General features: G+C 70.9%; 23 protein-coding genes and 3 pseudogenes. 11 read left to right on the top strand and 15 right to left on the bottom strand.

Going from position 1 to position 25,131, the window contains the following annotated elements; genetic code table 11:
• Positions 1–108 precede the first annotated feature (108 nt).
• The 3 genes from OG878_RS40440 (at position 109) to OG878_RS40430 (ending at position 5,677) form a co-directional block, all read left to right on the top strand.
• Complete coding sequence (locus tag OG878_RS40440) at positions 109–1,953, top strand: LamG-like jellyroll fold domain-containing protein (RefSeq protein WP_443049306.1); 1,845 nt, start codon at positions 109–111, stop codon at positions 1,951–1,953.
• A gap of 114 nt (positions 1,954–2,067) precedes the next feature.
• Positions 2,068–3,744, top strand: coding sequence for a histidinol-phosphatase (locus OG878_RS40435; RefSeq protein WP_328891703.1), 1,677 nt, complete (start codon positions 2,068–2,070; stop codon positions 3,742–3,744).
• A complete protein-coding gene (locus OG878_RS40430) occupies positions 3,728–5,677 on the top strand; it encodes an alkaline phosphatase family protein (protein ID WP_443049305.1) in 1,950 nt (649 codons plus the stop codon). Before OG878_RS40435 ends, OG878_RS40430 begins: the two co-directional genes overlap by 17 nt.
• A gap of 55 nt (positions 5,678–5,732) precedes the next feature.
• Here the strand turns inward: OG878_RS40430 and OG878_RS40425 are convergent, their stop codons facing one another.
• The gene (locus OG878_RS40425; protein WP_328891702.1) at positions 5,733–6,515 is read right to left on the bottom strand and encodes an AraC family transcriptional regulator; all 783 of its coding nucleotides are present in this window, start codon (positions 6,513–6,515) and stop codon (positions 5,733–5,735) included.
• 70 nt (positions 6,516–6,585) lie between these two features.
• Between OG878_RS40425 and OG878_RS40420 the strand changes: the two genes are divergently transcribed.
• Positions 6,586–7,404: a phytanoyl-CoA dioxygenase family protein gene (locus OG878_RS40420; protein WP_267009352.1), complete on the top strand. Its 819-nt coding sequence runs from the start codon at positions 6,586–6,588 to the stop codon at positions 7,402–7,404.
• Positions 7,401–7,664, top strand: a complete 264-nt coding sequence (locus tag OG878_RS40415) for a hypothetical protein (protein WP_267009353.1) — start codon at positions 7,401–7,403, stop codon at positions 7,662–7,664. Before OG878_RS40420 ends, OG878_RS40415 begins: the two co-directional genes overlap by 4 nt.
• A 49-nt stretch (positions 7,665–7,713) precedes the next feature.
• Here the strand turns inward: OG878_RS40415 and OG878_RS40410 are convergent, their stop codons facing one another.
• The 8 genes and pseudogenes from OG878_RS40410 to iolC all read right to left on the bottom strand — a co-directional run bounded on the left by OG878_RS40410 (position 7,714) and on the right by iolC (position 14,996).
• Positions 7,714–8,721, bottom strand: a complete 1,008-nt coding sequence (locus OG878_RS40410; RefSeq protein ID WP_328891701.1) for a Gfo/Idh/MocA family protein — start codon at positions 8,719–8,721, stop codon at positions 7,714–7,716.
• Positions 8,722–8,770: 49 nt separating this feature from the next.
• A complete protein-coding gene (locus OG878_RS40405) occupies positions 8,771–9,712 on the bottom strand; it encodes a TIM barrel protein (protein ID WP_267009355.1) in 942 nt (313 codons plus the stop codon).
• Between the two features lie 187 nt (positions 9,713–9,899).
• A pseudogene (locus OG878_RS42540) lies at positions 9,900–10,100 on the bottom strand (aldehyde dehydrogenase family protein); the annotation flags it as partial.
• Positions 10,049–10,435: pseudogene (locus OG878_RS42535) on the bottom strand (aldehyde dehydrogenase family protein); the annotation flags it as partial. The pseudogenes OG878_RS42540 and OG878_RS42535, both read right to left, overlap by 52 nt.
• A 31-nt stretch (positions 10,436–10,466) precedes the next feature.
• Positions 10,467–12,323 (bottom strand): 3D-(3,5/4)-trihydroxycyclohexane-1,2-dione acylhydrolase (decyclizing), encoded by a 1,857-nt coding sequence (gene iolD / locus OG878_RS40395; protein WP_328891700.1) that lies wholly within the window; start codon positions 12,321–12,323, stop codon positions 10,467–10,469.
• Positions 12,320–13,180, bottom strand: coding sequence for a 5-deoxy-glucuronate isomerase (gene iolB / locus OG878_RS40390; protein ID WP_326623956.1), 861 nt, complete (start codon positions 13,178–13,180; stop codon positions 12,320–12,322). Before iolB ends, iolD begins: the two co-directional genes overlap by 4 nt.
• Positions 13,177–14,058 carry a Cgl0159 family (beta/alpha)8-fold protein gene (locus tag OG878_RS40385; protein WP_328891699.1) on the bottom strand — a complete coding sequence of 294 codons (882 nt, stop codon included), beginning with the start codon at positions 14,056–14,058 and terminating at the stop codon, positions 13,177–13,179. The genes iolB and OG878_RS40385 overlap by 4 nt, the downstream gene beginning before the upstream one ends.
• Positions 14,052–14,996 (bottom strand): 5-dehydro-2-deoxygluconokinase, encoded by a 945-nt coding sequence (iolC, locus tag OG878_RS40380; protein ID WP_326623954.1) that lies wholly within the window; start codon positions 14,994–14,996, stop codon positions 14,052–14,054. Before iolC ends, OG878_RS40385 begins: the two co-directional genes overlap by 7 nt.
• Before the next feature lie 211 nt (positions 14,997–15,207).
• On the opposite strand from iolC, the gene OG878_RS40375 reads away from it, so the two are divergent.
• Positions 15,208–16,197, top strand: a complete 990-nt coding sequence (locus OG878_RS40375; RefSeq protein ID WP_328891978.1) for a LacI family DNA-binding transcriptional regulator — start codon at positions 15,208–15,210, stop codon at positions 16,195–16,197.
• 315 nt (positions 16,198–16,512) lie between these two features.
• Here OG878_RS40375 and OG878_RS40370 read toward each other — a convergent pair whose 3' ends face one another.
• From OG878_RS40370 to OG878_RS40350, 4 genes are all read right to left on the bottom strand, one after another.
• A complete protein-coding gene (locus OG878_RS40370) occupies positions 16,513–16,728 on the bottom strand; it encodes a hypothetical protein (protein ID WP_328891698.1) in 216 nt (71 codons plus the stop codon).
• A gap of 208 nt (positions 16,729–16,936) precedes the next feature.
• A complete protein-coding gene (locus tag OG878_RS40360; RefSeq protein WP_328891697.1) occupies positions 16,937–17,920 on the bottom strand; it encodes an IS481 family transposase in 984 nt (327 codons plus the stop codon).
• Between the two features lie 309 nt (positions 17,921–18,229).
• Entirely contained in the window at positions 18,230–18,634 is a 405-nt protein-coding gene (locus tag OG878_RS40355) for an SsgA family sporulation/cell division regulator (RefSeq protein ID WP_443049304.1), read from the bottom strand.
• Positions 18,635–18,996: 362 nt separating this feature from the next.
• A complete protein-coding gene (locus OG878_RS40350) occupies positions 18,997–19,404 on the bottom strand; it encodes a hypothetical protein (protein ID WP_328891695.1) in 408 nt (135 codons plus the stop codon).
• A gap of 592 nt (positions 19,405–19,996) precedes the next feature.
• On the opposite strand from OG878_RS40350, the pseudogene OG878_RS40345 reads away from it, so the two are divergent.
• Positions 19,997–21,019 (top strand): annotated as a pseudogene (locus OG878_RS40345) (ISL3 family transposase); the annotation flags it as partial.
• 444 nt (positions 21,020–21,463) lie between these two features.
• Here OG878_RS40345 and OG878_RS40340 read toward each other — a convergent pair.
• The gene (locus OG878_RS40340) at positions 21,464–22,162 is read right to left on the bottom strand and encodes a TetR/AcrR family transcriptional regulator (protein ID WP_328891694.1); all 699 of its coding nucleotides are present in this window, start codon (positions 22,160–22,162) and stop codon (positions 21,464–21,466) included.
• Positions 22,163–22,424: 262 nt separating this feature from the next.
• Here OG878_RS40340 and OG878_RS40335 point away from each other — a divergent pair, with 262 nt between their 5' ends.
• From OG878_RS40335 to OG878_RS40320, 4 genes are all read left to right on the top strand, one after another.
• Complete coding sequence (locus OG878_RS40335) at positions 22,425–22,805, top strand: hypothetical protein (protein ID WP_328891693.1); 381 nt, start codon at positions 22,425–22,427, stop codon at positions 22,803–22,805.
• A 320-nt stretch (positions 22,806–23,125) separates the two neighbouring features.
• Positions 23,126–23,788: a hypothetical protein gene (locus OG878_RS40330; RefSeq protein ID WP_328891692.1), complete on the top strand. Its 663-nt coding sequence runs from the start codon at positions 23,126–23,128 to the stop codon at positions 23,786–23,788.
• Complete coding sequence (locus tag OG878_RS40325) at positions 23,785–24,207, top strand: hypothetical protein (RefSeq protein WP_328891691.1); 423 nt, start codon at positions 23,785–23,787, stop codon at positions 24,205–24,207. The genes OG878_RS40330 and OG878_RS40325 overlap by 4 nt, the downstream gene beginning before the upstream one ends.
• A gap of 48 nt (positions 24,208–24,255) precedes the next feature.
• Positions 24,256–24,378, top strand: a complete 123-nt coding sequence (locus tag OG878_RS40320) for a hypothetical protein (protein WP_328891690.1) — start codon at positions 24,256–24,258, stop codon at positions 24,376–24,378.
• A 122-nt stretch (positions 24,379–24,500) separates the two neighbouring features.
• Here the strand turns inward: OG878_RS40320 and OG878_RS40315 are convergent, their stop codons facing one another.
• Positions 24,501–25,109 carry a TetR/AcrR family transcriptional regulator gene (locus tag OG878_RS40315; RefSeq protein ID WP_328891689.1) on the bottom strand — a complete coding sequence of 203 codons (609 nt, stop codon included), beginning with the start codon at positions 25,107–25,109 and terminating at the stop codon, positions 24,501–24,503.
• Between the last annotated feature and the right edge of the window lie 22 nt (positions 25,110–25,131).

The raw sequence follows: 25,131 nt of genomic DNA, 5'->3' as shown, positions 1-25,131 counted from the left end.
CCACCACCAGCCAGCCAAGTCCGCATCCACCGGGCCGACAAGCCCACCGCGCTCCGTCCCCGAGCCGGAGCGCGGTCCGGGCTGCCCGAAACCTCTCCTGGAGACGATGTGTGCACCTCGCACGGCACCGACCGGCGCACCTTCCTCAGCCGCGCCGGGCTGATCACCGCAGGCACCGCGCTCGCCACGGCCACCGCCGCCACGCAGGCCGCAGCGCAGGCGGACGAGCCCGCCGACTGGCGGCCGGACCCGGACAGCAACCGGTTCACGCTGGTCGTGATGCCCGACACCCAGTACCTCTTCGACGGTCCGAGCATCCAGCGCGCACCCGTCGAGGCCTCCCTGCGCTACGTCCTGGACCACGGCCGCGACGACAACATCGTCTTCCTGGCCCATCTGGGCGACCTCACCGAGCACGGCACGGACACCGAGTTCGCCGCCGTGGGCGAGGCGTTCGAGCTGCTGGACCGCAACGGCGTCGGCTACAGCGTGCTCACCGGCAACCACGACATCCCCTCGCGCACCGACGACCAGCGCGGCGCCACCCCGTATCTGCGCACCTTCGGCCCGGACCGGATGGCCGATCTGCCCACCTTCGGCGGGGCCACGCCGGACGGCTACAACACGTACCACCTGATCCCCGCCGCCGGCCGCGAGTGGCTGGTCCTGGCGCTGGACTGGCGGATGTCCGAGGCGGGCTTCGCCTGGGCCCGCCAGGTCATCGCCGACCACCCGGAGTCCCCCGTCATCCTCACCACGCACGACCTCGTGGGCGTCGACGAGGACAAGGGCGGGGCGGTCGTGTCCGACTACGGGCAGCGCCTGTGGTCCGAGCTGATCCACGACCACGACCAGATCTTCCTCACCCTGAACGGCCACTTCTGGCCCGCGGCCCGCACCGTCCGCGAGAACGCCGCCGGCAACGACGTGCACCTGCACCTCACCAACTACCAGAACCGCTACTACGGCGGCGCCGCCATGATCCGCCTCTACCACTTCGACCTGGACCGCGACACCATCGACGTCGAGACCGTCTCGCCGTGGATCCTGGGCCGGGCCGCCGACGGCCTGAACGAGCTGGAGCGCGGGGAGATCGAACTGACCGGCCCCGACGACCGGTTCTCCGTCGCGGTGGACTTCGCCGAGCGTTTCGCGGGCTTCGCCCCCGTGGCCGCGCGCGGGCCCCGGCCCGCGGCGCAGCTGCTGGTCCCCGGCACCCTGGCGTACTGGCGTTTCGACGGGCGCGAGGACGGCGCCAGGGCCGAGGGACCGATTCGCGACCTGACCGGCCGCGGCAACGACCTCACCGTCGTCGCCGTCCCCGGCTCCTCCTCCCGCAGCCTCACCTTCTCCGCCGCCCACCACCCCGACCAGCCCGGTCACGGCAGCCTGCGCTTCGCCGGCGGCAAGCCGCCGCTGCAGGGCGCATATCTGCGTACGGTCCAGGGCGCACCGCTGAACGCCGCGACCTTCCCCGACGGTTACACCATCGAGGCCTTCTACCAGCCCGCCGAGGACTGGGACTCCGCCCGCAACGCCTGGGGCGGACTCGTCGGCCGCACAGGCACCGGCGGCGCCGCGGGCAAGACGCAGGACGACCCGGACGAGCCGCTGGCCACCCTGTCGTTGTCCGACGGCCCCGGCCCGCAGTGGGCCGTCCGGCCGCTCAACCAGGAGGGCATCGCCACCAACTGGGGCGACGAGACCGCGCCCGGCCGCTGGTGGCACGTCGCCGTCGTCAACGACGGCAGCCACACCACGATGTACGTCCAGGGCTGCCCGGTCGCCCGCAACCCGCACGCGGCAGCCGTCGGCCTCACCTCGGTCGGGCTGCCGTGGCTGCTGGGGGGTTACGAGTACGGCGGCAGGATCGACCAGATCCTCAACGGCCGCCTCGGCGACGTCCGCATCTGCGACCGGGCGCTGGCCGTCGGCGACTTCATGCTCAGCTGACGGACTTCATCCGGGCCGACAGGTCCCGCCCGAGGGCTCGCCCCCTCTCGCCTCCGGGGGCGAGCCCTCCATCCCGCCGATTCCCGCCATCCACCGCAAGGGAGTAGGACCCGCATGCCGTCCTCCAAGCTGCCGATCTGGGCCGACCCCGACGTGCCCGCCGCCGCGCTCAGCGCCCAGGCCCTGTCCCGCCGCGGCCTGCTGCGCCGCGCCGGCCTGTTCGGCGCCGCCTTCGCCGCCGGATCCCTGCTCAGCCCGTCCACCGCTTCCGCCGCGTCCGCGCCCCAGCTCGGCGGCACGGACCCGGAGTTGGCGTACCTGGTCGGCGACCACCACATCCACAGCGTCTACAGCCACGACGCCAAGTACACGTTCAGCCAGCTGGCCGACGCGGGTGCCCGCTACGGCCTGGACTGGATGGTCTTCAACGAGCACTCCAACTTCGGCCACGCGAGCTACGGCGCCCGGCTGGAGCACGAGGAGATCCTCAAGGCCCGCGCCGCCCACCCCCGGCAGCTGATCTTCCAGGGCCTGGAGTGGTACATCCCAGCCGCCGAGCACTGCACGGTCTTCGCCGCCCCGGGACCGCACGAGGTCGACCTGCTCACGCGGTTCGAGCTCGCCTACGACGGCAAGCTCCTGGACTACACCGCCGGCGGCCCCGACCACCCCGACACCCCGCGCAACGAGGCGCACGCCGTGGCCGCCATCCGCTGGCTCGCCGAACAGCGCCGCACCGGCTACATCGACGACGTCCTGGTCATCGCCAACCACCCGATGCGCCTGGGCATCGACTCCCCGCACGAGATGCGCAACTGGCGCGACGCCGCACCCGACATCATGATCGGCATGGAGGGCGCCCCCGGCGCCCAGGGCGGCGGCATCCCCGGCTGGCGCGGCCCCGACTCGCAGCGCGGCGAGTACGAGAACGCCCCCTCGGCCAACTCCTGGCCCGGCTACCCCACCGACGCCTACGTCACGTACGGCGGCTTCGACTGGGTGACCGCCACCGTCGGCGGCCTGTGGGACGCGATGCTCTCCGAGGGCAGGCTGTTCACCATCACCACCAACTCCGACGTGCACCGGGTGGTCTTCGACACCTGGAAGAACGGCGACTGGCCGCCGGGGCAGAACCTCGACAACACCGGCCGGCTGCCCGACCCGGTGAACACCACCGAGCCGCAGCCCGGCGGCGACTTCTGGCCCGGCCAGTTCAGCCGGACCCATGTGGGCGTCACCAAGTACGGCTACCGGCCGGTCATGGCGGGTCTGCGGGCCGGCAGGGTCTGGCTCGACCACGGCCAGCTCCTGGACGGGCTCGACGTGCGCCTCAGACGCGCCGACGACACCGGCCGCGGAGTCACCCTCGGCGGCCGGCTGCGGGTACGCCCCGGCGACCGGCTCACCCTGTCCGTCACCGTCACCACGGCCTCCCGGCCCAACGCGCACGACATCCTGCCGGAGCTCGCCCACGTCGATGTGATCCGCGGTGCGGTGCGCGGCCCGGCCGCGGACCGCGACTCGTGGCGGGCGCCCGACACCCGGGTCGTGCACACGACGGACGTCACCGGCCGCTCCGGGACCTATACCCTGCACATCCCGCTGACGGCCGGCGACGAGCCCTTCTACGTCCGGCTTCGCGGCAGCGACGGCAACCGCAACGGCACCGGCTACCTCGGCGCGTCGATCGACCCGCACGGGCCGATCGCACACGAGCCGGGCGACGGCGACCCGTGGCTCGACACGTGGTTCTACACCAACCCGGTGTTCGTCGATGTCGCGGGGAGCTGACGTGACGGCTCAGCTCCCGGCCTCGGTGCTGCGGATGCTGGCCGAGGAGCCGCCGGCCGGCGGGCTGGAAGACGTCCGGCACGTGGTGGTCCTCATGCAGGAGAACCGGTCCTTCGACCACTACTTCGGCATGCTCCCCGGCGTCCGCGGCTTCGGCGACCGCAATGCGATCCGCCTCCCCGGCGGCGCCCTGGTCTTCGACCAGCCCGACGGGGAGCGGACCGTCCGCCCCTTCGCCGCCCGCGCCGCGGCCGGTACGCCGCAGCTGGCGACCTTCCACGACCTCGACCACGGCTGGGAGACCGCCCAGCAGGCCTGGCACGGCGGCTGGATGGACGGCTGGGTCCCGGCGAAGACCCCGGCCACCATGGCCTACCTGGACCGGGACGACATCCCGCTGCACTACGCACTGGCCGACGCCTTCACGATCTGCGACGCCTACCACGCGTCCATCCACTCCTCGACCAGCCCCAACCGCAACTACCTGTGGTCCAGCCTGTCCGGCCATGAGCCGGACGGCCGCCGCGCCGTCGACAACGACGCCAACGACGAGGACGTCCACCCCGGCTACGACTGGCCGACGTACGCCGAGCTGCTGGAGCGGGCGGGCCGCAGCTGGCAGACGTACAGCGAGTGGGAGAACTACACCGACAACCAGCCGGAGTTCTTCGCCACCTTCAAGGCCGTCGCCCGCAAGGCGCTGCGCAAGACCGACGGCCACACCTACCTGGAGTCCTTCTACGAGACCGTCCGCGAGGCGGCCGACGACGCCGAACGGGACCGGCTGCTGGGCCTGCTGGAGGAGGGCGTCGACGCCCTCGCCCCGGCGGAGCGCAGCCTGTTCGAGCGAGCCCTGCGCCGGGTGCCCACCGGCACCCTCACCGACGCCTTCGCCCGCGATGTGGCGGCGGGCCGGCTGGCGGAGGTCTCCTACGTCGTCGCCCCGGCGGTGTCGTCGGAGCACCCCAACGTCTCCTCCCCGCAGGCCGGAGCGGAGGTGATCCACGGGCTGCTGGACGCGCTGGCCTCGCACCCCGAGGTGTGGCGGCACACGGTCCTCCTCCTGACCTACGACGAGAACGACGGCTTCTTCGACCACGTCCCGCCGCCAGTGCCGGGCCCGGACGACCCGGACGAGTGGTGGGAGGGACACCCCACGGGCCTGGGGATCCGGGTGCCGATGCTGGTCATCTCACCCTGGTCGACGGGCGGTCACGTCTGCTCGGAGCTCTTCGACCACACCTCCGTGAACCGGTTCCTCGAGCGGTGGACGGGGGTCGAGGACCCGAACGTCTCGCCGTGGCGCCGGACGGTGACGGGCGATCTGACGGCGGCGTTCGCGTTCGACCCGGAACCCGCTCCGGCCGCCGTGCCGCCGGGAACGCGTCCCGCCCGCGCGCTGCCGTACCAGCCGGACGCGCACGCCGTTGTGCGCGGCGAGCAGGTCGCGCTGACGCTGGTCAACACCGGCGCGTCCAGCGCGCACTTCGCGCTCTACCCCTACGCGGGTGAGTTCGCCGCGCCCCAGCACCGGGATGTAAGGGGCGATGCGCAGTGGACGGTGCCCCTTACCGCCGACCACTACCGCTTCACGGTCACCGGCCCGAACGGCTTCCGCCGCGAGTTCACGGGCACGCCGTCCGACGGCGTGGAGGTCGCCTCGGCGGTCGAAGCCCCGGCCCGTGAGCTGCGGCTGACGCTCACCAACACCTCGGCGCGGCCTCAGACGGCAACGGTCCGCCCGCAGGCCCGTGAACGGGATCCGCACCCGGCCTGCCTGCGGTTGGCACCCGGCGAGACCCGCACCCTCACCCACCCCACCAGCGCCGCACACGGCTGGTACGACCTGGTGGTCACCGTGGCGGGTGACCCGGCCTTCTCCCGGCGGCTGGCGGGACACATCGAGGACGGGAGGCCGAGCGTCACGGGGTGACCGGTCCGCCAGCCGCGACAGCCCGGAGCGGTCAGGCCGAGCCGGTCGGCGACGGCTAGGGCCGCGCCGCCTCGCGGATCGTACGCGGCGCCGCTCCCAGTTCGCGGCGGCAGGTCTTGTTGAAGGCCTGGAGGTCCGGGATGCCGACCGCCGCCGCCACCGCCGGGATCGGCATCGTCGAGGCCTGGAGCAGATGCCGGGCGCGCTCCATACGGCGGCGGCGGATGTAGGACACCACCGTGTCGCCCGTGCCCGTGCGGAACAGGCGGGTGAGGTGGTTGTGCGAGACCCCCGCCGCCCGGGCGATCCCCGGCACCGGCAGCGGTCCCGCCAGCCCCTGTTCGATGTACGCGAACGCCGCCGCCAGCGCCGGATGCGGCTGCCCCGCCGCCTCCTGGCCGCCGCCCAGCTGCGCCGTGTGCCACAGCACCGTCCACACCTCCGCAGCCGCCCGCGCCGGCGACACCGGCATCGCGGCCACCGCGTGCCGCAGCAGAGCGGTGAGCAACGGGGCCTCCGCGCCCGCGTCCTGCATCACCGGCACGGTCCGCCGCTCACCGCGGCCGGGCAGCGCGAAGTGCGCGTACAGATGCTCGTTCCGGCGCGACTCGTAGTGGAAGTGCACCTCTACATCCGGCGGCACCAGGCTCACGTGCCCGGGCCGGATGGGATACCGGCCGCCGCCGAAGGCCAGCTCGCCGGAGTAGGTGTACAGGTGCAGCTGCCACAGGCCGGGAAGCCGGAAGACGTCGTGCGAGCCGAGGGTGCCGTGCATGCCGACGCCCGCGTTCACCGCCTGCGGCGGTTCGTCCAGCGGCAGCACCACATGACCGGTCATGGTGAGAAATTACCAGTAGTCGATGAATAGAGCACACGACAGGGGGGCAGGCCCTTTCTAGGCTTGCCGTATGTCAACCAGCAAGCAGCTACTGAACTCGGCCCAGGTGGCGAGCTTCGTCGCGCACGGCTCGCTCCGCCTGGACGCCGTCGTACCGCCGGAGATGAACGAGCAGGCCATCGGCGTCTTCGACGCCGGGATCCCCGAGGTGCCGTTCGGCACCCCCGTGGACAAGGCCTTCCCCGAGGGGTCCTTCGCCCGCCGGCTGATCGAGCTCCCGGCCGTCGCCGGCGCCCTGGAGAGCCTCGTCGGCCCGGGCCCCACCGTCGACCACCACTTCGTCCACGTCCGCGAACCGCACGGCGGCGAGGCCCAGCCCCTGCACGCCGACGCCGTCATCGACATCCGGCCCGACGCGTTCGACGTCCAGCTCATGTACTACCCGCAGGACGTCACTACCGAGATGGGCGGCACCCTCAGCGTCCCCGGCAGCCATCTGCGCCGCACCAACGAGTCCGACACCGGCCGCTACCAGAACCTCCGCGGCCAGACCCGCCTCACCTGCCCGGCCGGCACGGTCGTCCTGCTGCACCATGGCATCTGGCACGGCGGCCGGCGCAACGACAGCGACATCCTGCGCTACATGTTCAAGATCCGCTTCAACCCGACCGTCCCCCAGGTCCGCCTCTGGGACACCTCCGACCTGGACGACCCCGCCGTCGCCAGGGAACTCAGCCGCACCTTCCCCTGGTACGAGCCCGCCACCGGCCGCCTGGAGGTCTACAACCGGGTGAAACTCTGGCGCGCCCTGACCGGCGACGACACCTTCGACATTGACTACTGGGCGACCCGCGTCGCCAACCGCCCCACCCTCCGGAGCCACGCATGAAGCAGCAGGTCCTGGTCCTCTATCTGGCCAACTCGGCGCTCGACTCCGAGGTGGTGGGCTGGTCGCAGTACGACGGCACGGGCCGCACCAGCCCGACCACCGGCGACAGCGACGAACCGCCGTACGAGACGGGCGTCGCGGCGCTCCAGGACGGCTGGCGGCTGTTCCAGGCCGCGCAGCTGATCCCGCCGTACCCGGGCGCGGAGTACGACACGTCGTTCCTGAAGCACGAGTTCTTCTTCGAGAAGCTCCAGGGCTGAACGCGTAAGGGGCGCCCTCCGCGGAGGGCGCCCCTTACGCACGCCGACGTCAGGCGTAGAACGCCGGCTTGTCCACCATCTCCACCTGCTCCACCGCGCCGGAGCGCTGCGCCCGCACCGCCGCCACCGACACCGCCGTGGCGGCGTAGCCGTCCCACGCCGACGGCCCCGTGGCGCGGCCCGCCGCGGCCGAGTCCACCCACGCCTGCAGCTCCGCGTCGAAGGCCGCCGAGAAGCGGTCGTCCCACTCCTGGTCGATCGCGGTGCCGATCCGCGCCGCCGCCCGCAGCTGCGCCCGGGCCGGGTCGGGCAGCCGGATCAGGCCCTCCTCGCCGATCGCCTCGCACTGGATGTCGTAGCCGTACTGGCAGTTGACGAAGACCTCCAGATCGATCCGCACCCCGTCGGCGGTCTCGAAGAGGATGAACTGCGGGTCCGCCAGGTGTTCGAAGCGCCGGCTGGTCGACCGCGGCACGATCACCTGCACCGAGACGATCTCGTCGTTCAGCAGCCAGCGCGCCGCGTCGATCTCGTGCACGCCGGAGTCCTGCACCGCCATGTCGGTGGTGTACGCGTCCGGCACGGCCCGGTTGCGGTGCGCGCAGTGCATCATCAGCGCCCGGCCGATGCCGCCGCCGGAGATGATCCGCTTCAGCTCGCGGTAGCCCGTGTCGTACCGGCGCATGAAGCCGACCTGCACCAGCCGCCGCCCGTAGGCCTCTTCGGCCGCCATCACGGCCAGGCAGTCCTCGGCGGTCGTGGCCAGCGGCTTCTCGCAGAGCACCGGCTTGCCCGCCGCGACGGCGCCGAGCACATGCTCGGCGTGGGTCGGGCCCCAGGACGTGACCAGCACCGCGTCCACGTCCGCGGAGGCGATGAGTTCGGCGCCGTCGGCGCACACCCGGGCGCCGCCCGCCTCGCCCGCAGCCTTCTCGGCCAGGGCCCGGTCGATGTCGGTGACGGCGGAGATGACGGCGCCGCTGGTACGGCGGGTGACGCGTTCGATGTGCTCGCGCCCGATCGAGCCGGTGCCGATCACTCCGATACGTATGGTCATGCTGGTCGTTCTCCTTGCGGGTCGGGCGGGACAGCGGCGGGCTTGCGGGCTAGCGGTTGGGGCGCCGGGTCCCCGACAGCCCGGCGCCGTTCAGATACTCGCGGGTGCGCACCGCGATCGGCAGCGGCACCTCCGGGGCGCAGGGGTACAGGTCCTGCTCGACGATGACGAACAGCTCCGCGTCGAGCTCCGACAGCGCGGCGACGATGTCCGCCGGGTTCGGCACCCCGGCCGGCGGCTCCACGCACACGCCGCGCCTGACGGCCTCGCTGAAGGACAGGTCCTCCGCCTCGACCTGGGCGAGGATCTCCGCGTCCATCTGCTTGATGTGGACGTAGCCGATGCGCTCGGCATACCGGCGGATCAGATCGAGGTTGTCGCCGCGGCCGTAGGCGACGTGCCCGGTGTCCAGGCAGAGGTTGGCGTAGCGGGAGTCGGAGGCGTTCAGGAAGCGCTCGATCTCCGGCTGGGTCTGGATGTGGCTGTCGGCGTGCGGGTGGACGACGAGGCGTACGTCGAACTCCTCCAGCAGGATCTTCCCCAGCCGATCCGCCGCGCCGCCGACCAGGTCCCACTGTGCGGCGGTCAGCTCGGGGGACTCGGTGAAGGAGCCGGTCTTCTCGTCCCGGTACAGCGGCGGGATGAACACCAGGTGGTGCGCGCCCGCGGCGGCGGTCAGCTCGGCCACCCGGCGGGCGCCCGCCAGCATCTCGTCCCACTGCTCGGGCCGGTGCAGCGCGCCGAAGACGGTGCCGCCGGAGACCTGCAGTCCGCGGGCGGTCAGCTCGTCGGCCAGGCGCCGCGGGTCGACGGGGAGGTAGCCGTACGGGCCGAGCTCCAGCCAGCGATAGCCGGCCTGGACGAGTTCGTCGAGGAAGCGGGTGTAGGGGACCTGGTGCTCGTCCTCGGCGAACCACACGCCCCAGGAGTCGGGCGCGGAGCCGAGGCAGAGGTTGCCCGCGGTGGCGCGGGGGGTCGATGCGGTGCTCACGGTATGGCCTTTCAGGGGTCTGGGAGATACGGGCGGGTTCAGCGGTCGCAGCCGTCTCGGCGGTCTCAGGTGGACGTCGGGAACGCGAAGGCGGCGCGCGGGCCGCCCCGTCCGGCCAGCGGGTGGTGACGACCTTCGGCCGGGTGTAGAAGCGCACGCCCTCCGGGCCGTGGATCGGGCTGTCGCCGATGAGGGAGTCCTTCCAGCCGCCGAAGGAGTAGCCGGCCATCGGCACCGGCACCGGCACATTGACGCCGATCATCCCGACCTGCACCCCGCGCTGGAACCGCCGCGCCGCGCCGCCGTCGCCGGTGAACAGGGCGGTGCCGTTGCCGTACGCGAGTACTGCGCCGAGTAGTCGCCCTTGAGCGCGTCGGCGATCCCGCACGCGAACTCCACGACCTCCAGCCCGCGCACCACCTCGCCGCGCGCGTCGTCCAGCACCTTGCCGTGCTCGGCGGAGATGATCCGGGCCAGCTCGTCCTCATGCCGTACGAGCAGCTCACGGAAGGCGAACATGACCCGCATCCGGGTGCTGAGGGAGCTCTCGCTCCAGCTGTCGAAGGCCTTGGCCGCGGCGGTGACCGCCGCGTCCACGTCGGCCGGCTCCGCCAGCAGCACGCTCGCCCGCTGCCGTCCGGTCGCCGGGTCGAAGACGGGGGCGGTGCGGCTGCCGCAGCCTGCGGCGGGGGAGCCGGCTATCCAGTGCTCGATGGTGTGCAAGGGGTTCGTTTCGCTGTTCAGTCGGTACGGATCACAGATACGGCCGCTGCGCCCGCTTGGCGGTCTCGTACGAGGCGTGTGCCTGCCGGGTGGAGTCCAGCTCCGCGACCTCCGCCACCGGCACGTCCCACCAGGCGGAGCTCGGCGGACCGGGGCTGAGATAGTCCGTGGTGACATGCACGACCGTCGTGCGGTCGGCGGCCCTGGCCTCCAACAGCGCCGCACGGAACTCGGGAACGCTGCCCGCGCTCAGCACCCGCGCGCCCAGGCTCGCCGCGTTCGCCGCCAGATCCACCGGCAGCACGCCGCCGTCCAGCCGCCCGGTCTTCTCGTCGCGGAAGCGGTAGCGGGTGCCGAAGCGCTGCGAGCCGAGGGACTCCGACAGCGCGCCGATCGAGGCGAAGCCGCCGTTGTCGACCAGCACCACCGTCAGCTTCAGCCCCTCCGAGACCGCGGTGACCAGCTCCTGGCACATCATCAGATACGAGCCGTCGCCGACCAGCACCACCACCTCGCGGTCGGGGGCGGCCAGCTTGGCGCCGACCCCGGCGGCGATCTCGTAACCCATGCAGGAGTACGCGTACTCCACGTGGTACGCCTTCGGATCGCGCGCCCGCCACAGCGCCTGCAGATCGCCCGGCATCGAGCCGGCCGCGTTGATCACCACGTCCCGGTCGTCGAGGAGTTCGTTCAGCGCGCCCAGGATCTCGGTCTGCGCGGGCAGCGGGCCGTGGCCCAGGTGGTAGGCGTGGTCGGTGGCCCACCGCCAGTCGGCGGCCAGCTCCCGCACGCGGGCCCGGTACGCCTCGTCCGTGCGCCAGTCCGCCAGCTTGCGGGTCAGTGCCTCCAGGCCCGCCCGGGCGTCGGCCACCAGGGGTTCGGCGGCGTGCTTGACGGCGTCGAGCCGGGCCACGTTGAGGTTGACGAACCGCACCTGCGGGTAGGCGAAGACCGTCCGGCTGGCGGTGGTGAAGTCGCTGTAGCGGGTGCCGATGCCGAGGACCACGTCCGCCTCGGCGGCCAGCGCGTTGGCGGCGCTGGTGCCGGTCGAGCCGAGGCCGCCCACCGCGCACGGGTGGTCCCACGGGATCGCGCCCTTGCCGGCGTGCGTGTCCGCCACCGGGATGCCCGTCGCCTCGGCGAACTCCCGCAACTGCGGCCACGCCTGCGCGTACACCACACCGCCGCCCGCGACGATCAGCGGCCGCTCGGCCTGCCGGAGCAGCGCCACCGCGCGCGTCAGCGCGTCGGGTTCGGGCTGCGGCCGGCCCACGTGCCAGACCCGGCGGCGGAAGAAGTCCTCCGGCCAGTCGAAGGCCTCCGCCTGCACGTCCTGCGGCAGGCACAGCGTCACCGCGCCGGTCTCCACCGGGTCGGTGAGCACCCGCATCGCGGCCAGGGCGGCCGGGATCAGCTGCTCGGGGCGCTCGATCCGGTCGAAGTACTTCGACACCGGCCGCAGCGCGTCGTTCACCGAGACATCGCCCTGGCGCGGATCCTCCAGCTGCTGCAGCACGGGGTCGGCGACGCGGGTGGCGAAGGTGTCGCCGGGCAGCAGCAGCACCGGCAGCCGGTTGACGGTGGCCAGCGCGGCGCCGGTGACCATGTTGGTGGCGCCGGGGCCGATGGAGGAGGTGCAGGCGTAGGTCGCCAGCCGGTCGTTCATCTTGGCGTAGGCGGCGGCGGTGTGCACCATCGCCTGCTCGTTGCGGGCGAGGAAGTACGGCAGCTCGTCGGGGTACTGCAGCAGCGCCTGCCCGATCCCCGCCACGTTGCCGTGGCCGAAGATCCCCCACACGCCGTCGATCAGCCGCCGCTCACGACCGTCGCGCTCGCTGAACTGGTTCGCCAGGAAGCGCACCAGTGCCTGGCCGGTGGTCAGTCTCATCTCGTCGTCCCTCCGAACGGCAGCCGCGGATCGGTGGGCTGGTCCTCCCAGGTGGTACGGATCCAGCCGTGCGCCGGGTCGTCGCAGATCAGCCAGGCGCGTTCGGGGCCGGGCCCCGCCATCACGTTGAGGTAGAACAGGTCGTAGCCGGGCACAGCCATGGACGGCCCGTGCCAGCCGTGCGGAATCAGCACCGTGTCGCCGCTGCGCACCTCCTGGAGCACGTCGACGGGCCGCTCGGGGGAGCCGTACACCCGCTGATAGGCCATGCCCCCGTCCGCCACCTCGAAGTAGTAGATCTCCTCGAGCTCGCCCTCCTCGCCCGGCCGCGCCTCGTCGTGCTTGTGCGGTGGGTACGACGACCAGTTGCCGCCCGGCGTCAGCACCTCGCACACCAGCAGCCGGTCGGCGTCGAAGGTCTGCGGCAGGCAGTAGTTGTGGACCTGCCTGCTGCAGCTGCCGGCCCCGCGCAGTTCCACGGGCACCTCCTCCGCCGGGCCGTAACGCACCGGGAGGCGCCGCTCGCAGCGGGCGGAGGGTAGCGCGAAGCGGCCGCCGTTGCGGCTGGTCACGCGGGCCTCGCCGTCCCGGGGCAGGTAGAGGAAGTCGGTGGGAGCGCCGAACACGCCGTCGCGCCCCTTCAGTTCGTACGACGCGCCGTCGACGGTAACCGTGCAGCCGCCGGACAGGGGCAGCACCAGATGCTCCGCGTCACTGGTGCCGAAGACGTGCTCCTGGCCCGGCGCCAGTTGAAGGATCCGCAGGCCCGAGTAGCCCCACCCCGCCGACTTCGGCGTGATCACCGTTCGGTACGGCCCGGAGGCCGCGGTATCCGCTTGCAGATATTTCGTGCTCACAGCAGCCCCACCGCCCTGTCCACCGCTCCCGCCACATCGCCGTCCGCCGGATAGAGCAGCGAACGGCCCACCACCAACCCCTGCACCCCGGGCAGCCGCAGCGCCCGCCACCACTTGGCTCGCGCCACCCGCTCCCCATCTGCGTCGCCCGGATCGCCGCCGAGCAGCAGCACCGGCAGGGTGGTCGCAGCCAGTACCCGCTCCATGTCGTCGACCACCGGCAGCTTCAGCCATGTGTAGGCGCTGCGCCGGCCGAGACCGGAAGCAATGGCCACCGAGCGGACGACCGCGTCGGGCGACAGGTCGTTGCGCACCCGGCCGTCCTCCCAGTGGGACAGGAACGGCTCCACCATGGCCAGCAGCCGCCGCTCGGCCAGCTCGTCGACTGCCCGGGCCGAGTTCTGCAGCACGCCGGCGGTGGCCGGATCGTCGAGGGCGACGCGAGTGAGCATCTTGCCGCCGTCGAAGCGGAGTTCGGCGATGGTGTGCGCGTCGTAGCCGGTGAACCGGTCGTCGATCTCGAAGACCGAGCCGGCCAGTCCGCCCCGGTTCATCGACCCGAACACGCACTTGTCGTCCAGTACCCCGAGCAGCAGCAGGTCCTCCAGGATGTCGGCGGTGCCCAGCACCCCCGTCACCCCGGGCCGCTCCAGTGCGACGCACAGCCGCCGCAGCAGCTCGGCACGGTCCGCCATGGCCAGCGCGTCGCCGCCCACCGCCGTCGCCCCGCGGGCCGGATGGTCGGCGGCGATGACCATTGCCCGCCCGGTGTCTCCCAGCGGGGACTTGGCCCGCCTCCGGGTCGCGGCCGCCGTGGCCACCGCCTCCGGATCCCGCACCCGCAGCGAGGTCAGCTCCCGGATCCGCCCCCTCACCATGTGCCGGCCGCCTTCAGCCGCTCCGCGACCTCGGTCTCGGTGGGCATGGCGTCCGAGCAGGCGAGCTGTCCGGCCACATGGGCGCCGGCCGCGTTGGCGAACGCGATGATGTGGTCCAGTTCCCAGCCGGCCAGTAGGCCGTGCACCAGCGCACCGCCGAACGCGTCGCCGGCACCGAGGCCGTTGACCACATCCACCGGCACCGGCGGCTGCTCCACCGCGGTGCCGTCCCGATGCACGGCCAGCACACCGCGCGGTCCCTGCTTGACGACGGCCAGCTCCACGCCCGTGGCCAGCAGCGCTCGGGCCGCGGCATACGGGTCCCGCTCGCCGGTGGCGACCTCGCATTCGTCGATGTTGCCGACAGCGACGGTCGCGTGCGCCAGGGCCTCCTCGTACCAGGCCCGGGGCGGGGTGGTCCAGAACATCGGGCGCCAGTCCAGGTCGAAGACCGTGTGCGCCCTCCGCCCGCGCGCCCGCAGTGCCGCCAGAGTGGCGGCTCGGCTCGGCTCCTCGCACAGCCCGGTGCCGGTCATCCAGAACACCCTTGCCGAGCGGATCGCGCCCAGGTCCAGCTCCTCGGGCGTGATGTCCAGATCCGGAGCCTTGGGGAAGCGGTAGAAGTACAGCGGGAAGTGGTCCGGAGGGAAGATCTCGCAGAACGTCACCGGCGTCGGCAGCCCCGGGGAGACGCCCACATGGGCGGTGTCCACGCCGTAGCCCGTGAGGGCCGCGCGGACGAACTCGCCGAAGGGGTCCGCCCCCGTCTTCGTGACGACGGCGGCGGCGCGCCCGTAGCGGGCCGCCGCCACGGCGACGTTCGTCGGGCTGCCGCCGAGGTAGTTGGCGAACGAGGTGACCTCCGCCAGGCCGACGCCGCTCTGCAGCGGGTAGATGTCCACGCCGCCCCGCCCCATCGTCAGCACATCCAGTGCCATGAAACCCTCCTGTCGCGCTCTACTAGAGCGCGCTAGATGCGAGTACCATGATCCCGTAGCGCCGGGATGTCAAGAGTGCGGGCGGCGGCCGGCCGAGGAAGTGCGTTCCCGCGCGGGAGCAGACGCGAAGGACCGCACCGTCAGGACGACGGCCAGAGCGCGGCAAGACAGGAGCGAAGCGTTGGCAGGAACCGACCAGAAGCGCCCCACCATGGTGGATGTGGCCGCCCGGGCGGGTGTCTCGCGCGCCCTGGTCTCCCTGGTCTTCCGTAACCGGCCGGGCGCCAGCGAGCAGACCCGGCAGCGCGTCCTGCGGGCAGCCGACGAGCTGGGCTACCAGCCGGACAGCGCCGCCCGGCTGCTGGCCCGCGGCCGCAGCCGCACCATCGGCGTGCTGCTGACCCTGCACCATCCCTTCCACGCCGACCTGGTCGAGGCGATCTACCCGGAGGCGGAGCGCCTGGAGTACGACGTGCTGCTGTCGGCCCGCGCCCCGGGGCGCGACGAGCGCACGGCCGCCGAGGCGCTGCTCAGCCACCGCTGCGAGGCGCTGATCCTGCTCGGGCCCGAATCGGAGGCCGCCTTCCTCGGCGAACTGGCGCGGCGCAGCTCCGCCCTGGTCGTGGTGGGCGCGGACGTGCCGGGCAGCGGCGCGGACAGCGTCCGTACGGCGGAGGGCAAGGGCGTACGCCAGGTCATCGACCACTTCGTCACCCTCGGCCACCGCCGTATCGCCCATATCGACGGCGGCCGGGGCGCCGGCTCCGCGGAGCGCCGCCGCGCCTATCGTGCCGCGATGCGTCGTCACGGCCTGGCCGACGAGATCCGGGTCATTCCCGGCGGACATACCGAGGAGGCGGGCATCGCCGCCGGGCGACTGCTGGCCATGGAGGACGCCCGACCCACCGCGGTTCTCGCGGCCAACGACCGCTGCGCCGTCGGCCTGCTGCACAGCCTCGCAGGCGCGGGGCTGGAGGTGCCGGGGGACATCTCGGTCGCGGGTTTCGACGACAGTTACCTCTCCCATCTGTCGCACATCGACCTGACCACGGTCCGCCAGGACGCCGCGGCTCAGGCCGCGCAGGCGGTCAGCTTCGCGGTGGAGCGGCTGGAGGACGCGGCGTCGACGCCGCCGCGCGAACTGGTGCTGGAACCGCGGCTGATGGTGCGCGGGACGACGGGGCCGCCGCCGGGGGCGTGAGGAATGGTCTCCCGTCGCACAGCCACACCCCGCCGGCTTGCGGAGACGCGGCAGGCGGTGGCGTGGGGGTGGAGTACTAGGGTCGCGCCCTACCGGCGACCTGAAGATCGGCCGCCTGTGCCGCCATTCTGTGCGTCGTTTTTCGAGCGGGGTGCGCGATTTCACCCATTCGCCCTACCGCTGTCGTGCCTCTTCTGAAAGGCGGGCCATTCTCACTGGTCTTTGACGAGCGACGCGTTCGTCTCATCGAAGGGCGGTCAAACTTTCGACGAGATCGGCAAAGAGGTGGGCGGACGGGGGAGTGGAGATGGGCCTTCAGTTCATGGGGCGTGGTCCTCGAGCCGCGACGAGGAAGAGCTGCGGGATCCCGGCAGAGGCGGCCAACGCCAGCCCTGTGGCGAGCAGGGTGTCTCCGTGGCCCTGCTTACGGTGCAGCACAGCGGTGACGAGGTCCTCCAGCTGAGCCAGCCCGGCGGATTGGTTGAGGTAGAGGTCGGTCCAGGCCGCGATCTTCAAGCCCGAACGCCTCATGGGTGAGTTCCCCGACGTTCTCCCCATACGTCTCCGGTGCCGGCCACCTCCTGTAGGACAACGGGGGAGTGGGTGGCCATGCTGGCCATTCCGTTGCGATCTGACAGGAGGTCGAAGACGCCTCCGCATGAGCGCGGCGAGGAGCGGGGGGTGCAGGTGGGTTTCTGGTTCGTCGATCAGGACGAGCGTGCGCTCGGTGACGACTCGACTAGGTGTATTGACCCGGAGCGTTGTTGACTCGGCTGATCGGTGGCTTGCCGTCGAGTGCGGTGTGGCAGCGGTGGTGGTTGTAGGTGTGGAGGAAGTCTGCCAGGGCCGCGGTTCGTTCGGTGTTGGTGGTGTAGGGCCGCAGGTAGGCCCATTCCTCCAGCAGGGTGCGGTTGAAACGTTCGACCTTGCCGTTTGTCTGGGGCCGGTAGGGGCGGATGCGTTTATGGGTGATGCCGGCTGAGGTGAGGGTCTGGGTGAACAGCTTGGACTTGTAGCAGGAGCCGTTGTCGGTCAGTACCCGTTCGACGGTGATGCCGTGGCCGGTGAAGAATGCCTGGGCGCGTTGCCAGAAGGCGATCGCGGTGTGCTGGCGTTCGTCGGGCAGTACCTCGCTGTAGGCGAGGCGGGAGTGGTCGTCGACGGCGGAGTGGATGTAGCTGTAGCCGATCACCGGCTTGCAGCTCTTGCGCAGGTCGGTAGTGGCCTGCCGGTTCTGGTTGCCGGCTGTTCTGCCGACCGTGCGCCAGCCGCCGCCGTCAGGGATGTTGCCGAGTTTCTTGATGTCGACGTGCACCAGCTCGCCGGGGCGGCTGTGTTCGTAGCGGCGTATCGGCTCGCCGGTGGGCCGGTCCAGCCAGGCCAGACGGTTCAGTCCGTGACGGGTCAGGATCCGGTGCACTGTGGAGGCGGGCAGCCCGAGGATCGGGCCGATCCTGGCCGGGCCGAGCTTGCGGGCCTGTCGCAGATCGCAGACAGCGGCTTCCGTCTCGGGGACCGTGCGATGCGGGGTCGTGTGCGGCCGGCTCGAGCGGTCGAACAACCCCGGATCGCCTTCCGTGCGCCACCGTCGCACCCACTTATGGGCGGTCGCCCGCGAGATCCCCATCTCCTTGCCCACATGAGCGACCGGGCGGCCGGAACGGACACGCTGGATCAACAGCCGCCTGCCATGAACAGTCAGCCGGGCATTACGGTGGGACACGAAGAGCTCCGTGTGGTGCAGTCCTAGACAGCTCCACCACACCGGAGATCTTCGCCTTTGATCAAGACCCTCGCGTCAACAACGCTCGTGATCAATACATCTAGGTCGCTCAACGGCGACGGTTTGCACTCCTCGGTGGCGTATGCGCCGAAAAGAGCCGGCACCGGCAACGGCCGGCACCGGCAGATTCGGCAAACCACCGTAGGCGGCGGCCAGGCACACCAATGCGTCATAGGTGCCGGATGCGTGCGAAACTCTCCGCGATGATCGTCAGCGCCCGAGGCGGCGCGTGCGTAGTGCGGGAGGCGTTCAGCTGCCCGCCAGCAGGTGCGCCAGCTCGGCATCCAGGTCGAGTTGGCCGGACTCGGCCCCCGGCGGCACGACGGATCGCGTCTCGCGCAGGAAGGATTCCACGCCCCGTGCTGGGACCTCGAGCAGGATCGAGCCCGCAGGCGGGCTGAGGGCGATGTACAGCACATTGCGTCCGAGGCCGTCACCCGACCACATCCGGACGTCTCCATGGCCAGCGTGACCCCGCAGGGCCTGAGCCAGCATGTCACGACTGAAGAACCACTCAACCGTCCCGCCATGGCCGAGGGGGTAAAGGGCGGCACGGACGGCGTAGGGATCGCTCGCCTCGTACTGCAGCCCCATGGGCAGCGGCATTGACAGGTCACGTGACACGACAAGCCGCACGGGCAGCTCGTACACCACGGTTCTCAACGATTTCATAGTCTTTCACTCCGAGGTGTCTGCTTCGCCGTTCACTCCGACTGCTCGCACCTGGCCTCGATCCGTGGAACAACAACGGCCACTGTGACGCAGCACGAACCATCGAAGAGGAAGGGCGGCAAAAGGCGGTTCCTTTGCGGACCCTGCCCGGCCAGGAGGCGATCTCACTGCAGCGGCCTGATGCCGCTTCGATGAGCGGTCACCTGACGGTGCCAAGTCTCATTCGGCGACTGCGTCTTGGCGCCGCAGTACACCAGCCGGACGGTGACCACCGACGACGGGGCGGGCCTGTGCGCGCCGACGGGCGGGTACGGGCAAGCCGGGCCCTCGTCCGGGCGGCTGAATCAGCGCTGGTCCTGCAGGAGCTGGTCCATGTACCAGAAGTCAATGCTGCCGTTGCGGAACGGTGTCACATCGATCCATCGGCCGTCGTCCCAGACGTAGAGGCGGTGTCCGTCCCAGCGGTAGTGGCTCTTGTGGTGCCAACCGCGGTGGTGGTCCCGGTGACCGTCGTGCGTGTACCAGCCACGGTATCCGTCCCAGCCGTCGTTGCGTTCCCCGTCGTGGCCGTACCGGCCTGCGTGGTAGCCGTCACGGCCGCCGTCGTTCACGGAACTGACGATCGAGGACCGGTTGTGCTCGATGGGGCCGGAGGTCGCCGCCGACGCCGAGCCTCCGGCACCGAGGATGGCTCCGCCCGCGATCGCAGCGGAAGCAACAGCAACCGAGACGCGCCTTACGAACCTCTTCATGGTCATCTCCTTGTGACGTGCCGGTGACGCGAAATATTCGAAACAGATCGCTACCGAGCGAACCAGCCAATCGGAGGGGTCCCTCACGTTTGGCTCTGCCAGCGTACTCGAGGGCCCCCTCATGTTTGCGGTGAGCCTCATCACAGCAGGTGGAGCGCCATCCGGAATGGCCTCCACTACGGGGCGGAAGCCAAGCGGAGACCATTCGCCGATGATTGTCGGCGGTCCGTTTTCAGTGGTCGGGTTCAGGGCGGTGGAGCCTGTGCCGCCGGTCCTCCGTAAAGCCGCGGGTCCGCGGGCGCCGTGGCGCCTGCGGACCCGGGTGGTCGAGCAGCGAATCGGATCAGTAGGAGAACTGCTGGATCTGGCTGCCGTCGCCTGCGTACGTCCAGCCGGTCCGGGTTGCCGGGTCGAGCTGGATGGCGCGCTCGCCGACGAACACCAACCCGCCCTACAACGGCCCATACGACGGAACCCGGGCAAGCGTCGGCGGAAGCGACGGCACCGCCAGCGCCGGAAACGGGACTGTAAGAAGAACGGCTCTGTCCCGTAATCGGTGGTAACGAAGCGTGAGCAGAGTCGTTGACATCTCATGTGCGATGTCAACTCCCTTATAGCGAACGTGTTTTCGGGGCTGTCGGTGCTGGTTGTCGAGGATGTGGTGGACGAGGGTGAGGTGGTCCGCCTGTCGGCCCGGACCCAGCAGGAGCCGGTGCCATGCCCGATGTGCGGGACGCCGACCGCGAAGGTGCACGGCATTCATCGCCGGACGGTGGCGGACGTGCCGGTGGGCGGCCGACGGGTGGCGGTGTCGGTGCGAGTGCGGCGCCTGGCCTGCCCGGTGCTGGGCTGCCCGAGGCAGACCCTCCGCGAGCAGGTTCCCGGGCTGCTGGAGCGATACCAGCGACGCACGACCCGGCTGACTTGTCAACTAGGCTGCTTGTTCCGAGAGTTAGCGGGCCGAGCAGGTGCCCGCCTCTCCAGATGCCTCTCCGTCGCGGTCTCCCGCTCAACCGCGCTGCGGATGCTGACACGACTGCCGCTGCCCCGACTACAGGTGCCGCGGGCTCTCGGGGTCGATGACTTCGCCCTGAAGCGGCGTCACCGCTACGCCACGATCTTGATCGACGCCGAGACCGGCGAGCGGATCGACGTACTACCGGGCCGCAGCGCGGATACGCTGGAGCGATGGCTGCGCAAACATCCCGGCGTGGAGATCGTCTGCCGCGACGGCTCGGGCGCATACGGTGAGGCAATCCGCCGCGCCCTGCCCGATGCAGTGCAGGTCAGCGACCGCTGGCACATCTGGAAGAACCTCTGCGACAAGACCCTGGCTACCGTCCGCTCGCACAGCTCCTGCTGGGCCACCGTTAACCCGCCGCGTCCCGCGGGCGTGCACGAGCAGACCACCCGTGAACGCTGGCACCAGGTCCACGACCTGCTCGGCAAGGGCGTCGGCCTGCTCGAATGCGCCCGCCGCCTGAATCTGGCGCTCAACACGGTCAAACGCTATGCGCGGACGAGGGAACCCGAAGCCCTGCGCCGGGCCCCACGCTACCGGCCCACCCTGGTTGATCCCTACCGCGATCACCTCCGCGAACGCAGGGCCGTCGATCTCGATGCCGACACTCTCGCCGGGGCCGGTCAGTTGTCGTCCCGGCTGCTTGAATGCCCGCTCGAACCGGCTGAGGGCATTGGCAACCGCGTCCGGCCGGAGGTGCTGGGCCTCAACACGGCGTACCGCCGTCCGAGTCCGAGCCGATACACACGGGAGTCGACCGACCGGCATGTGCCTGGGCGGCCGCTACCGCTCAACGCGGACGGCCGTGGGACGCCTACGCGGCATCGCCCTTTCGGATCAGAACCGTGTCGGCATCCTGCCACGGCCCGTGCCCTCGGAGGGGGCCGGCGGACTCGGCCCCGTCTCACCGAGAGGCCCGCAGGCGAACAGCCGGCCGGCTCACGGCCCGCGGTGAACGCGCCGGGTCCGCCGGGGGAGGCCGGCGATGCGGAAGACGTGCTCGCCCTGTGAGGTGCGGGCGGCGTGTGACAGCACGGGTCAGGCCCGCTGCTCGCGGCAGTCCTCTTCGTTGCACTCGAGAGTGGTGAGGGTCTGGTCGACCTGCTCGCTGGTCAGGGGAGGTTCGGGCAGTTCGTGGGCGCCCTCGGTGCGGAAGGCGTCGAGCATCAGGTGGAGGTAGCGGCGCCAGGCCTGGGGCGCGACGGTGCGGGTGGCCCGGATGATCCCGGCCTGGGACCAGATCACGAAGGCGATGTCCTGCGCGGTGACGTCGCCGCGCAGGACGCCCTGTTCCTGGGCGTTGCGCATGATCTGGCCGCAGAGTTCCTTGGTTCGGTCATGCATCTCGCGGCCGGTCGCGTGAAGGGGCAGCCGTGCTGAGATCAGGTCGTTGAAGGCGCGGTCGCAGGCCTGCAGCTGGCAGAGTTTCTCCATGGAGCGGCAGAACCCCTTCCAGGCGTCGTCCATGGCCGCGGCTTCTTCCGCGGCGACGAGTAGCTCCGTGTACTTCGCGTTGAAAAGCGTTTCGACCAGGGCGAGACGGGTGGGGAAGTGGCGGTAGAGCGTGCCGATCGCCACACCGGCCTCGCGGGCGACGCCCTCCAGGGACGCCCCGAGGCCCTGCTCGGAGAAGGCTGTGCGGGCTGCGGCCACGATCGCGTCCCTGTTGCGCTGTGCGTCACGGCGCAGGGGTTTCGCCGGTGACTCGCTCGCGGACGGGGCGTGGTGGTGGCTCATGGCTCGACAGTAACATGAGGCACCCCTCCAATTGGATTGTTGTGATGTTTCCGATCGCAATCTCGCGCCTCCGACGTGCTGTGATGAGCCTTACTGCAAACATGAGGTGCCCCTCGGGTACGGTGGCGGAGTCAACGTGAGGAACCCCTCCGGATGACCTTGAAGCCAGCCGACTGACCCGGGATTTCCGGATCTCGGTTCACATGGAAGCGGCGCCCGCCGGATCGGCGAAGCCCGCGGCAGTTTTGTAAGGGAAATGACCATGAGCAGCATGACGAAGCGCCTCTCGATCGCACTCGCCTCCACGGCACTGGCCGGCGGAGCGCTTCTCGGGGCCGGCGGCTCGGCGTCGGCAGCCACGACTTCGGTGTCCGTGCAGCACACGCAGCACGTGTCCGCCACGTCCGTGACCGGCAGCGAGCGAGTCGGCCGCTACGCGGACCACGAGGCCGAAGCGGCGTCGTGGCACGGTGTCAGTGCCGCTCGTTGGTACGAGGACCAGGTTGAGGCTGCGGCGTCGTGGCACGGTGTCAGTGCCGCTCGTTGGTACGAGGACCAGGTCGAGGCTGCGGCGTCGTGGCACGGTGTCAGTGCCGCCCGCTGGTACGAGGACCAGGTCGAGTGGTCCCTGAACCACAGCTGACGCGGCCCGGACTGCCCAACTCCGGAACGGCGGAACCTGCCCGGACAGCAGCACGGCCGCACCCCCGGCCGACCGGGATCCCGGATCGCGCCCCCTACGGCGCTCCGCACCCGCATCGGGAAGACCACCGCACGCAAGACGAAGGCACTCCGGCCCCCAGCGCCCGCCACGCCGACCACGGCCAGGCCCACACCCGCACATGAACCCCACCGGCCGCATCCCCGGCCGACCGCTTCCTGCTGTTCGACCACCACGCCCACGACCTGCGTGGCACCCGCGCCGGCACCGGCTCCCTCACCGTCCACACGCTGGGTATCCGGGTGGAGGACTTCGTCACCTGGGCCAACGACGAGGCCACTGCCCATGGGCTAGCCCATGAGGTCATCCCGCCTGATCCGCACGGGAAGATCCGTACTGAGCGGTTCCGCAGGAGCCTGGCGTGGCATATCGCCCGTCGGCCCGGTGGGCTGGTCGCTCTCGCAATTCAGTATGGCCATCTGCGGACTTCGGTATCCGCCGGCTACGCCGCGCGCGGCCGGGACGGCATCCACGACCTCCTCGACGTCGAGATGGCCCACGCGACCATCGACACCGTCGCCGGCCTGAACGCCGATCTCAAGGACGGCCCCGGCAACATCGTCACCGCCCGGCAGGCCCGCCAGATCCGCGCCAACCCTCAACTGGCCGTCTACGACAATCCCAACACGCTGCTGATGTGTGTCTACAAGCGCGACAAGGCCCTGTGCCACCGCGGCACCAAGGACACCCCCAGTCTCGACCGGTGCGTTCCCACCTGCGCGAACATCGCCCGCACCGATCAGCACGCCGCCGGTCTCAGGTGCCGTGCCACCGTGTTCGATCAGCGGGCAGCCCAGGTCCCCGGCCCGCTGGGCGAGCGGCTACGCAGCAACGCCGGGCGCCTACGCGACCTTGCCGACGCCCACTACCGAACCCGGACCACACTCCAGGACGGCACCGCATGAGCCCCGCACCCGACGAACGCGACCGTATCCGTGCGGCCATCGGCCGCATCCTGCAAGGGACCCCACTGCGCTCCAACGGCGCGTGGACGATCGTCGCCCTGGCCGAGGAAGCCGGCGTACCCCGCAACGCGCTGACCCAGCGGCACCCGGACCTCAAGATCGATTTCTGTGCGCAGGTCAGGGCGCGCGGTAAGACGCCAGACTCCGAGATCCGTCTACGCAAGCAGATCGTCAAGCTGAAGGAACTCCGCGTCAAGGACGCCAAGGAGCTGTCGCAGTTGCAGACCGACATCGATCACCTCGTCCGCGCCGTCAACCAACTGACCGTGGAGAACCGGCAACTACGCGGTGCGCTGTCGCAGCCCAGCTCCCCGGTCAGAGCACTGCCGACGCAGCCGCGGCCCAATCGGATCCCGTGAACCGCGCTCAGGGGCCCAGTTCGGCCGTGGGGAACATCGATACAGCCGTTGGCAAGAGCCCTGATCGTCCTGGGCCGCTACAGCTTCAACGCCTCCGTGCCGTGCGAGGGCCTACGTCCGCTGCGTGACCCGGACGCGATCGAGCTCGACGAAGACGGCGCGGAGGAGTAGAGCCCTCGACCAGGTCAGGCCGATCAGCCTTGTAGGGAGCGTGTCCATTCCTGCGCCTGTCGGGGCCGGGCCGTCTATCGCGAACGCCTCAGCTCCACGTCCCGCAGCGGCCCTGAGTCGCATCAGTCGAGGGCGTGGCTGCGGCCGGTCTGCAGGATCTCGTCGGAGAGCTCGGGCTCGACGTGGCATACGGCGCGGGCGAGCATCAGCGCGCCGACCATTTCGCTGAGCAGGCGGATGGCCCTGTGGCGGGCCTCGGCCGGGTCGAGCTCGTGGCCCTTCTCCTCGGCTTCGCGCAGGAACTCGGCGGCGAAGCCGGTGAGGTAACCCTCGACGCCTTCGGCGTACGCGCTCTGCACGGCTTCGCTGTGCCGTCCGGCGTCGGTGACCAGGGAGGCGGAGGGACAGCCGCCGTCCGGGGCGTCACGGTGCGTGGTGGACAGATACCCGGCCACGACCCGCTCCAGCGGAGAGCCGGCCTGGCCCGGACCGTCCTCGATCGTCCGGGCCAGGCCCCCGAGCGAGGCGGCGTAGGAGGCGCCGCACACCTCCACGGCCAGGTCGTTCTTGGAGGCGAAGTGGTTGTAGAAGCCGCCGTGGGTGAGTCCGGCTTCCTTCATCAACTCGGCGATGCCGACCGCGTCGATGCCCTGCGAGCGAAACATGCGGCTCGCCGCTTCGAGGATGTTCTGCCGGTTGCGGGCCTTGTCCTCCTTGGTGATCCGCGGCATGGCCGTCCTCTCGCGTCGCTCT

This window comes from Streptomyces sp. NBC_00316, assembly GCF_036158715.1.
Lineage (GTDB): Bacteria > Actinomycetota > Actinomycetes > Streptomycetales > Streptomycetaceae > Streptomyces.
Note: the sequence above shows the minus strand (reverse complement) of the source record. Positions and strands in the feature narration are given on the sequence as shown.